Below are 11,497 nucleotides of genomic sequence, written 5' to 3' on the forward strand. Positions count from 1 at the left end.
GATGAAATCTTATGATACTAGAAAAAATAACAACCGCCAGAGGAACTCTTTTTATTTATATCCTCACTGGCAGTATATGGTATTTACTGACGCATTTTTTACCGGACAATAGGTGGCGCGATATATTTACTATCGGCCTTGCCTTCTTGTTTTGCGGGATTTTTATGTGGTCGCTTTTTAGCACCTTGCAGCGCATCTATGGCGATGATGGCAATTTATGGAAAGAGCTTGCGATGACAACGCTTAATGTCTTTTTATTTTTGCTTACCTTTTCGGCACTTTATTACGAAGTCGGCATCGTCGACACCACGCTCGACGGCAATCCCATTTCGCAAGATTTTTGGGCGTGCTGCTACTATGCTGTCGTCACTTTCACTTCAACAGGCTATGGTGATTTTCGGCCACAAGGCATGACTCGGGTTTTTGCAAGTTTACAGGCGTTGATTGGCTACTTAGTGCTCGGTTTAATGGCTTCAACCAGCTTATCGGTGGTCAAATGGACAGCGAATGGTAGCGGTAAAAGTCGTGGTAAAAATGACAGTTAAATTGAAATTCAATAATCAGTATAAAAACCCATAAGCACAAAAAAAACCATCTATAAAAATATAGATGGTTTATTGTTTACGCTATAAATTATAAAATCACATGCTATAAAGCCCTTACACATCCATATGCTTAATAATGGCTTTGCCAAACTCCGAGCTACTGAGCAAAATAGCATCTGGCATCAAACGCTCAAAGTCATAAGTGACGGTTTTGTTTTTAATCGCGCCTTTGATACCTGCGATAACAAGGTCGGCTGCTTCTATCCAACCCATATCGCGCAGCATCATCTCTGCCGATAGAATCAACGAACCTGGATTGACCTTATCTTGACCAGCATATTTAGGCGCTGTGCCGTGGGTAGCTTCATAAACAGCGATTGAGCCGCCCTTATTGGCACCCGGCGCGATACCGATACCGCCAACTTCAGCAGCAAGCGCATCAGAGATATAATCACCGTTTAAGTTCAAGGTTGCAACGACTGAATACTCAGCAGGGCGCATCAGGATTTGCTGCAGAAAAGCATCAGCTATGACGTCTTTGATAATAATATCATTACCAGTTTTTGGGTTTTTCATCGTCATCCAAGGTCCACCATCGAGCAGCTCCGCACCAAAACGTTCAGCGGCAAGCTCATAGCCCCATTCTTTAAACGCGCCTTCGGTAAACTTCATGATATTACCTTTGTGCACGAGAGTGACGCTCGGTAAGTCATTATCGATGGCATGCTGGATAGCTTTACGTACCAAACGCTGCGAGCCTTCTTTTGATACAGGCTTGATGCCGATACCGCAGTCATCTGAGAAGCGGATTTTGGTCACCCCCATCTCTTCCTTTAGGAATTTAATAACTTTTTTGGCGTCATCACTGCCCGCTTTCCACTCGATACCAGCATAAATATCTTCTGAGTTTTCGCGAAAAATCACCATATCAGTCAGCTCTGGGCTATGTACAGGGCTTGGTACACCTTCAAACCAACGTACGGGACGCTGACAGACGTACAGGTCAAGCTCTTGCCGTAATGCAACGTTTAATGACCGCATACCGCCGCCAACTGGCGTGGTGAGAGGCCCTTTAATACTTATGACATACTCGCGCAAAATCTCCAGCGTTTCGGTCGGCATGTATTCGCCGTCGTAAATCTTAGAAGCTTTTTCGCCGCAATAAACTTCCATCCAAACGATCGATTTTTTGCCTTGATAGGCTTTTGCTACGGCGGCATCGACGACTTTAATCATCACCGGCGTGATATCGACGCCAATGCCATCGCCTTCGATAAAGGGAATAATCGGATGATTAGGGACATTTAGGGACAGATCAGCGTTGACGGTTATTTTTGCGCCGTCTCTTGGGACGATAACTTTATCATAGGGCATGGGATCAAACTCCTTTTATACTTATATATTGGTTGCGCCAGTTTCCTTGGCGTTCTGTTATGCTAGCTAAAACATTTTGGCTTTAAAATGGCAGTATGCTAGCGAGTTAAATACCAACCATTTACGTAAAATCCCCCTAAGCCAATAGGTTTAAAAATATGTTAGAGAGTTATTTTAAAAATCCTATTTTTTGCCATTATTTCTATGACTAAAGCACCAAAGTTGCGTAAAGCAAAAATGTTGATTGTTATAATCTCTATCAGATTAATGACATAAAAATATCACCATTTACCTTAAATAGTGTACTAACATAAAAGCATGACTGATAATTTTTCTTTTGCATACGACAGTTTTACCAATCAATATTATAAATACCACAATGCTAACAAGGTTATCTTTTAACCACAATCCGTTTTTTACTTTTGCGTAAAAATATTTTAGACTGCCGTGCACGCCATTTGTTAACCATGTTGTAGCTATCAATTTATTTTTGGGAAATGCCATTTTATGTCGACCTCTAGCCTAGTTTTATTCAACAAACCTTACGGCGTCCAAAGTCAATTTCGTGATGACAGCAATAATGACCACACCACCCTTTCGCAGTATTTTACTGACAAATCGCTGCGCGTTGCCGGCCGACTTGATGCCACCTCAGAAGGCTTGCTGATTTTGACCAGTGACGGACGGGTAAATAAAGCCATTACTCAGCCTCCGTCAGCCAAGAACTTCGCCCAAAACAAGCAAAAACAAGGGAAGACTTATTTGGTACAAGTCGAAGGTTTGGTAAGCGCGGCTCAACTAGAGCAATTGACGGCGGGAGTACATTTAAAAGATGGCAAAACCTTACCAGCAGTTGCACGACTGGTTGAGGAAGGTGATTTGCCGATTGACTTATGGCAACGTAATCCGCCCATTCGCGAGCGTAAAAACGTGCCGACCTCATGGCTTATGCTAACCATTTATGAGGGCAAAAATCGCCAAGTAAGACGCATGACCGCTCATGTGGGACTGCCTTGCTTGCGTCTGATTCGTTGGTCGGTGGCAGGATTTGAGCTTGGTTCGCTTGGCGTTGGTGAGTTTGTGCGTATTCACCTAAATAGTGAGCGCTGTCGGCAGTTAGGGATTGTCGATTAGATTAGCGTGGCAAATTAAACCTTATCCGCTTATATGAGCCAATTTTGCTCTGATTTAAATATTACGACTTATTAAACGGCGCGTCTCGAACGCGTAAGGTTTATCTGTTAAGATGCAAAACTGCGCTGACTTGCCAACCTTGCCGTATTTTCGCGTTTTATATCGCCGTATTTTCGCGTTTTATATCGGTTTAAATTTGGCCATTATTTATCTTGTTTTCTGTCTTATTTTTCGTTGAGCCTGTTTCCTGTTTTTTTGATAGTAAGGATATATCATGATTGCCTCTCGTCATTTTGCTTTGTTTGCTACCAGTGTGGCTACTACCCTGCTGCTAAGCGCTTGCCAGCCAGCAACTGAGGATAATGAGGTAATGCCAATAGAAAAGGTCACTCAAGCCACTAATGAACCATCTGAAACAGCTCCCGAGGTTGCCCATGCTGAGCACGACATGGCTGCCAATGATGAGGCAGTAAACGCTGAAAAAATGTCAGATACGCTGAAAGACTACACTAAAGCTATGACCAGTATGCATAATGAAATGATGGTTGGCATGGGTTATAACGATCCTGATACCGCCTTCGCCAAAGGCATGCTCGGCCATCATCGCGGTGCGGTAGATATGGCAAAAATCGAGCTAAAGTACGGCACTGATGAAACCATGCGTAAACTTGCACAAGACATCATCGACTCACAGCAGCTTGAGATTGATATTCTTAATAAATGGCTCGCAAGCCATCCTGATGCGCCCAAGCCAAAACCCAATACCGAAGCCATACAAGAAGCGTATGCAAAGGGAATGAATACCATGCATAGCGATATGATGCTCGGTATTGCTGAGCCTGTCGCTGATATGGCATTTGCGCGCGGTATGTTGCCACATCATCGCGGCGCGGTGGACATGGCAAAGGTACAGCTCCAATACGGTACCGATGAAGAAATGCGCAAATTGGCACAAGACATTATCGATGCTCAGCAGCCTGAGATTGAGCTGATGCAAAGCTGGATTGCGGCAAATAAAGCGCCTGACACAGCGATTACAGACTCCGATAAAGCTGTTATCAATGATGAAGCAAATAATAAAGAAGCGATCAAAGAAACCACTAAAGCGACAAGTTAAACAGCTATAAACTCTTAACTATTGCTTATAGCACTCCGAATATTAAAAATATAAACCCTTGCTAAGCTGCGTACTTAACAAGGGTTTTTAATGTCTTCACGCTTTATTATTTATCTATTCACTTTGATAGCGTGCTAGCGCATTTAGCCATGTATCTTCAGTATTGGCATACCCTACAGAGTTACTATCGTCTTCACAATCTGTACTCGCCCTTGCTAACCGTAAGCTGATGCTATGCGGGAAAACTTTTTCATTATAGTCATACGTATTATTATCCACCAAATCAGCTTTAGGCAAAACTTCAACTACCATTAGCTCATCACGGCGAAATAAATGACATTGCACAGCACGCGTGGCAGCACTAAACGTTGCTAATTGCTTAGTGTCTGCTTTGATACCGTCGATAGCGACAATGATGTCATGCGCTGAGATACCCGCCTTGGCAGCCGCACTATTACGGCTGACACGATTAACCTTTAATCCCAGCGGTGTCTCACTACAACGCATGCCCCACGGTATGTTTTTATCTGCCGTCTCTTTGGTGTTGGTATGAATCTTAATACCATTGGCCACTAGCAACGCCTCTAGTGGCAGCTCCTCTACGTCATTGACATAACGGCGCTCAAACTCTTCCCAATCTGCTAACGGCATAAATTGTCCGATAACTGCACCCATATCGGCGCTACTGATACCGATGCGTTTATTATCATTTTGTTTTGCTTGGCTATAAAATTCTTTAACCACATCAAATAAACGATAACGCCCATCGCTTTTTGCAAGCAGGGTCAAATCCAAGCATAACGCCACCAATGCGCCTTTGTTGTAATAACTGATACCTGCATTGCCGGTATTTTCATCATTGCGATACAGCTTAATCCAAGCGTCAAAGCTTGACTCGGCAACGCTTTGATGCGCACGTCCTGGGGTTTGATAGTAGCGATTGATTTGTTCGGCAAGCAATCTAAGATAGCTTCCTTTATCAATGACGCCTGACGCTTGCAACATAAAATCATCGATATAAGAGGTAAAACCTTCAAATACCCAAAGCAGCGGCGTAAAGGCTTCGCGGCGTAAATCCACATCTAGCATCACATCTGGACGCACGGTTTTGACCCACCACGCATGAAAATACTCGTGACTGCATAAGCCCAAAAAGCGTTGATAATCGGCACTTGGCACTTTTGGCTCATCAGCATTAGGCAAATCACGACGCGGGGTAATCAAACTGGTCGAGTTGATATGCTCAAGCCCGCCATAATCCTGCCCACTGGCAAAGGTCATAAAGGTATAATTGTTAAAGGGCGCATCGCCAAGCCAATCTAAATAAGTCTGACAGATTTGAGTAACATCTTGCCGCAAGCGTCCCATGTTAGCGCTATACTTACCTGAAAGATAAAAATGATGGCTAAGCGTCTGATGGCTATTATCTTGAATGATAAAATCAAAGTTATCTTGTTCGGCAAACTCAAACGGATGATCGATCAGCTCATGATAGCTGTCTGCTTGTAGAGTATATATTCGCAGCTTATCAATTTGCGACTGTACTGCCTCAAGTCCACACGCCAAGCGCACAAGACTAGCGTCTTTATCCGCTAAAAATGCAGCTGGCACGATTAAATCAACTTCTACCCCTTGTTGTTCTTGCCCATCAATCGCTAAGGCCAATGAGGTAAAATTGCCATACAAACGCTGCTGGTCGACATACGCCGTACGCACCGATAAATCATAACAATATACTTCATAATGAAGGCGTATACGTTGTGCTGCCCGCGCCTCTGGTAACTGCCATGTATTTTTATCTGTTTTTTGCGCGCGATACGTGTTGATTTGTTTATCGTTAGAAACGACTTGACTGTCTAAAATCTCATAATGCACTGCGGTTATATTACGGGCAAATTCACGCATTAAATAGCTACCCGGTATCCAGGCGGGCAACCATAAACTTGGCGCGTCGGTATTAGCGGTGAAAGTCAGCGCGACATCGACCAAATGCTCCAAAAACCGCGCAAAGTCGAATTGGTAAAAGACATGAGCGGTTGGCTGATTTAAATTATTAATCGGTGAGATTTGAGAAGATAAATTCATAAACGTTATTATCCTTATGTTTATGACTATGGTAGAAGCCATCATGCAAAAACGCAACTAGCAAACTTTAGCCTCTTACCTTTACCAACGGCCAAAACTGAAAAATCATATTTATTTACATTAATTCGCCCAATAATTGCTATTTTTTCGGATTTTAACCTTGAAACCGCTGGCAGGCATCGCAATTAAAGATGCTAACTGCTAAAGTTACCCTAATAAACTGATGATAATTGACTAATGACGTGGCTATTTGGCTGGCTGATTGGCTTTTTTAGGTTTATTGCAACCGTATTTAAATTTCAATAACGACATATTTAGGATAATTTATGACTACTATCGCAAAAGACACTGCCGTCAAGTTTAACTACACGCTAAAAGACGACGAAGGCAATATCCTTGACCAGTCTCCAGAAGGTCAACCGCTTGCGTATTTGCATGGCCATAGCAACATCATCCCAGGTCTTGAGCAACAACTAGAAGGCAAATCTGCTGGCGAAAGAGTCAATGCCGTTGTAGAGCCTGCTGATGGTTACGGTGAATACCAAGAACAAGCGGTACAACATGTACCACGCGAAAACTTCCAAGGCGTTGATGATATCCAGCCTGGTATGCAGTTTCAGTCAGAAGCTGGCGGTCAAGTGATGCTAGTAACTGTGACTGACGTAAACGATAAAGAAGTGACGGTTGATGCAAACCATCCGTTAGCTGGTAAGCGTTTGACGTTCGATGTAGAAATTCAAGAAGTACGCGCAGCCACTGAAGACGAGCTAAACCACGGCCATATCCATGGCGCTGGTGGCGTTGAGCACTAATATCTTCTTGAGTTTGGCGTAAAATTTTCAGACGATAAAATGCTTAGGCGAATAGTTAATTATTAATGAATAGTTATTGATAATGTTAGCGTCGTCTAGCTATAAAGGTCAGTAGAGCAATCTACTGACCTTTTTTTGGATAAGTTTTAGAGATTACAGACGTAACAAAGCCGCATAACAACAAGTATTATGCGGCTTTTATCACCAACCATCCATGTTAATGTTATCAGATACTTAATCCCGGAGCATCTTATAACGTACAGGCATCCAGCCTTATCTTCCCTAATCAGCAAACCACCTATCCCTGATGCGACCTTTGCGATACCAATCCCTAGTATCTATGAACCTTTTCGTTCAATCGTGCCGTACAGTTATAATCGCAGATTGGCATGAGGTAAGTAAGAGGTCTAAACGTCAATGCGTGTAAGCATATGCTTACACGCATTTTTATTGCCGATAATGACTGTTCAACAGTTGCAATCTTTATAGCTTTTCTTCTGGGCTAGCCTGCACCTTTGGATCAGCGCTAAGCATGATATAAGCCGCTTCCTTAATGAAGGCTTCATCCTCAGGTAGCTCAGGACGCTCGCTTTCTTTCATCTGACTGCGCTCTTCAAATTTTGCATCCATGGCCGCTTGATAAGTATTCCAATTGGCATAAGGACGCTCGCCCGTTGCAATTAGGCGTTTATTTTCGGCTTCCAATGAGCGTTTTTCTATCAGCTGCATTTTGGCGCGGCGACTATTGATATCAAGAGGAATCGGTTTTTTCTCATCTTCCATATTACGAATATCATTCAGCGTCGATAGATACACAAAGTGCGGGTTTTTCTGCTGACGGATTTTTGATTGCTGATTTAGCGTTGCTAAGGTATTGGCAGAGAATTTACCTTCAGGCTTATAAGGGGCAGTTTTAATCGTATCCCATGGTAAGGCTTTTTTCTGCGCGCGCTCGCCAAAAGTCGCATCATCGTAGATATTGACCAATTCAATATCAGGGACCACGCCTTTATTTTGCGTACTACCGCCAGTGACGCGGTAGAACTTACGCTGCGTGAGCGTCGCTGTACCCAAAGCCAAGCTGTCTAGCTGGATTTGCGCCGAACCTTTACCAGTCGTGGTGCTACCGACAACGAGGCCGCGACCGTAATCCTGAATCGCAGCAGCAAAGATTTCACTGGCAGAGGCAGAGGCTAAATTGGTCAAAACAACCACTTTGCCGTCATAAAGCTGTTCGCCGCCATCGTCATCGCGGTAGACTTGAATATTGCCACGATTGTCGCGAATTTGCACCAATGGGCCGCTTTTAATAAAGAAGCCGAGCATTTTGGCGACCTCATCGAGCGAGCCGCCTGGGTTATTACGTAAATCAACCACTAGACCGTCGATATTTTCTTTATTAAGCGCTTTAAGGGCTTTTTCGGTATCGTCACTGACACTACGGTACTCTTCACCATTGCGGCGCGCGCGATAGTTGAGATAAAAACTTGGTATCTCAAGCACACCGATACGTTTTGGCGTTTTATCGATATTGGGACGCTGTACTTCAACGACACGCTGTTTTACGCCCGACTCTTCTTGCTGAATAATATCGCGGACCACGGTTACATTACGGGCGCTGGTATCGGGCGTATTTGGTTGACGCACCTTAATGGTCACCGAGGTGCCGCGTTTACCGCGAATCAGACCGACGATTTCACGTGTTGACCAGCCAACCACATCAACCATATTCTCGCCGTCTTTGGCAATACCAATAATCAAATCATTGGGCTTAATCTGCCCAGATTTGGCTGCTGGGCCACCATCTACCAAAGTGACAATGCGGGTATAATCTGGGTTTTTACGGTCAGGACGGATAGAAACCCCGATGCCTTCTAATTGCAGACTCGATTGAATTTGCAGCTCATTGGCCTGAATTGGCGCATAATAATTACTGTGCGGGTCATAAGTGAGCATCGCCGTATTTAAGATGGTTTCCATGATTTCATCATCTTTTAGACGCGCAAGCTGCTCTTGCTGACGCGATAAGCGGTTGAGCAAAATCTCACTTGGCGTGCGCTCATCATTACGCAGCAAGTCTTGGCCGCGCGTAATATCAGGATTACTTAAAAAGACTTTCTCTTTCGCCTTTTCATCTTCTTGGCCTAAAGTAATACTCATCAACTGAAACTTCAGCTGACGCGTCCAATAGTCGCGCTGTTCTTTTTTGGTTTTAAAATGACTGAGCTTTTCGCGGTCAAGGACGATGCTATCTTCACTGGTTAAATCTATCTTGGTTTTCAGCAGTTGTTTTGATAGAGTAAAATATTCATTAGAGCGCTGACGGTAACGCTCAAAAATCGCCACTCCAGCCGATAGGTCGCCACGTTTTAGGCGCGCGGCAAATTCGTCGGCATATTTCTTCTTAAATTCATCGACATCAGATTGCAAAAACAAGGTATGGTTTGGATCGAGACTGTCAATATACATAGACAAAATCTCGCTACCCATGGCGCTATCGAGCGGCTGATTGAGATAATGGCTGCGATCCAGCAAGGCCGCTACTTGGCGAGTGGTAACCTGTTGCTCAGGGGTGGCTTTAAAGCCTGCTGTATTGCTATCAGCCACTGCGGTGCTGTAGCTTTGAGTGAGGATAAGACCAGCGACGCCCACTGACGCTGCACTGAGTAACCACTGTGCTGGTTGTTTTTTCATCGTATATACCTAATTATTTTAAGTTAAAAGTATGCTGAGTTGTTATTACCAATAGAGGGTAGTTATTAGACTATAAGCCAAAAAATGTCGCGATTTTTCACCCTATTATATTTACCATTAAACCATAGGTTACGCTAGCATTAAAAGCAGGCAAATATGGGATAATGATCTTAGAATAGGTCCTTATTTTCATTGTTAAAAATCAATCAATACTAGCACAGCTATAAATATACCACTGTCTCAATCTGTATAAACAATCTTACACGCGGTCTGGCTATTTTGTAGCGCATCCATTGTTGCATTTGGTTATAAGCGTGAATCATCTTGTTTAAACTTATGATTTAAACCTAATTTATTTAAGCCAAGCAAACCGCCATTATGCGCATCTTGCAATCACTGGCATAATATAAGGTAAAAGTGAGTAGCGCCAAACCGTCCGCAACAGAAAGATTATCCATAAGAAAAAACCGTCTCATCTCTAAGCTCTGTCTCGATTTGACTTATAATGTAGTACAAATGAGAAAACCACCCTCTAGCCTGATAAGGATTACGCAATGTACGGCGTTTTAATGATTGATATCGATAGTACCGCACTGACTGCTGAAGATGTCAGTTTAATCAAACAAGCACAAGTCGGCGGGGTGATATTATTTGCCCGCAATGTGGCAGATGCGGCGCAAGTGCGAGCCTTGTGTGACGATATCCGCCAGCACAATGCCGATTTATTGATTGGCGTCGATCAAGAAGGCGGCCGCGTTGCCAGATTACGTCAAGGTTTTACGCCATTACCGGCGATGGGCAGGCTCGGCGAATTATTTGACCAAGACCCTAGTCGCGCCTTGAGCCTTGCTTACGATTGTGGTTATTTGATGGCAGCAGAAGTATTGGCGGTCGGCATTGATTTGAGCTTTGCGCCGGTGCTCGATAGAGGCGGCATCAGCCAAGTGATCGGCGATCGCAGTTTTCATCAAAATCCGCAAGCCATTATCGCTTTAGCAAGCCAGTTCATGCGCGGTATGAAAGCGGCGGGTATGGCAACCACCGGTAAGCACTTTCCCGGTCATGGAGCCGTCGCGCCTGACTCGCATGTGGCAGAAGCAATCGATACACGTAGTTTAGATGAGATTATCAATAGCGACATGCAGCCGTTTGCGCAGACGCTGCCTTGGCTTGATGCCTTAATGCCGGCGCATGTGATTTTTTCACAAGTCGATAAAAAACCCGCTGGATTTTCAAAAATTTGGCTCAAAGACATCATTCGCAAACAGCTGAATTTTGATGGGGTTTTATTTTCTGATGATTTATCAATGGCTGGTGCGCAAGCTGCCGGTGATGTCAGCGCCCGCGTCAAAGCAGCAATTGAAGCAGGCTGCGATATTGCTCTTGTCTGTAATGATCGCGTTGCTGCTCACGAAGCCGCCAGAGCAGCCCAAGAGCTACCCTATCCTGACCAAAAACGTATCAAAGCCATGCGTGGGCAAATACCTGTTTGGCAGGGCGACCTTGAATCAACGAGCCAGCAGTTTGACTATTGGCAACAAGCAAAGGAAAATATCTTACAGACCTTTTTTGCCAGTCAAACGAAAGCACCTACTGAGTCAAAAGATCCAACCGCTTATAGATAATTCATTTAACCAAACCAGCTTTATTCCAGTCTTACTTGATGCAAGAAAAAACCGCACCTTAAACCTAAGATGCGGTCTTTTTAATATTAATACTAGCTATTTATAAATAAC

General features: G+C 43.9%; 8 protein-coding genes. 5 read left to right on the top strand and 3 right to left on the bottom strand.

The window, feature by feature from the left end; genetic code table 11:
• Positions 1-164 precede the first annotated feature (164 nt).
• The gene (locus CXF58_RS02570) at positions 165-545 is read left to right on the top strand and encodes a potassium channel family protein (RefSeq protein WP_219621713.1); all 381 of its coding nucleotides are present in this window, start codon (positions 165-167) and stop codon (positions 543-545) included.
• A 114-nt stretch (positions 546-659) separates the two neighbouring features.
• Here the strand turns inward: CXF58_RS02570 and icd are convergent, their stop codons facing one another.
• Positions 660-1,919, bottom strand: coding sequence for an NADP-dependent isocitrate dehydrogenase (gene icd / locus CXF58_RS02575; protein WP_102076484.1), 1,260 nt, complete (start codon positions 1,917-1,919; stop codon positions 660-662).
• Positions 1,920-2,426: 507 nt separating this feature from the next.
• Between icd and CXF58_RS02585 the strand changes: the two genes are divergently transcribed.
• Positions 2,427-3,053: a pseudouridine synthase gene (locus tag CXF58_RS02585; protein ID WP_068407614.1), complete on the top strand. Its 627-nt coding sequence runs from the start codon at positions 2,427-2,429 to the stop codon at positions 3,051-3,053.
• A 274-nt stretch (positions 3,054-3,327) separates the two neighbouring features.
• Positions 3,328-4,170, top strand: a complete 843-nt coding sequence (locus tag CXF58_RS02590) for a CopM family metallochaperone (protein WP_068407616.1) — start codon at positions 3,328-3,330, stop codon at positions 4,168-4,170.
• 114 nt (positions 4,171-4,284) lie between these two features.
• Here the strand turns inward: CXF58_RS02590 and CXF58_RS02595 are convergent, their stop codons facing one another.
• The gene (locus tag CXF58_RS02595; RefSeq protein WP_228706518.1) at positions 4,285-6,255 is read right to left on the bottom strand and encodes a M61 family metallopeptidase; all 1,971 of its coding nucleotides are present in this window, start codon (positions 6,253-6,255) and stop codon (positions 4,285-4,287) included.
• A gap of 326 nt (positions 6,256-6,581) precedes the next feature.
• Here CXF58_RS02595 and CXF58_RS02600 point away from each other — a divergent pair, with 326 nt between their 5' ends.
• A complete protein-coding gene (locus CXF58_RS02600) occupies positions 6,582-7,067 on the top strand; it encodes an FKBP-type peptidyl-prolyl cis-trans isomerase (protein ID WP_068407618.1) in 486 nt (161 codons plus the stop codon).
• Positions 7,068-7,550: 483 nt separating this feature from the next.
• Here CXF58_RS02600 and CXF58_RS02605 read toward each other — a convergent pair whose 3' ends face one another.
• On the bottom strand, positions 7,551-9,761 hold the full coding sequence (locus CXF58_RS02605) for a carboxy terminal-processing peptidase (RefSeq protein WP_068407623.1): 2,211 nt from the start codon (positions 9,759-9,761) through the stop codon (positions 7,551-7,553).
• Positions 9,762-10,315: 554 nt separating this feature from the next.
• On the opposite strand from CXF58_RS02605, the gene nagZ reads away from it, so the two are divergent.
• Positions 10,316-11,386, top strand: a complete 1,071-nt coding sequence (nagZ, locus tag CXF58_RS02610; RefSeq protein WP_102076486.1) for a beta-N-acetylhexosaminidase — start codon at positions 10,316-10,318, stop codon at positions 11,384-11,386.
• The last annotated feature ends 111 nt before the right edge of the window (positions 11,387-11,497 follow it).

Origin of the sequence: Psychrobacter sp. Sarcosine-02u-2 (assembly GCF_002836335.1) — a bacterium.
GTDB classification, from domain to species: domain Bacteria; phylum Pseudomonadota; class Gammaproteobacteria; order Pseudomonadales; family Moraxellaceae; genus Psychrobacter; species Psychrobacter faecalis.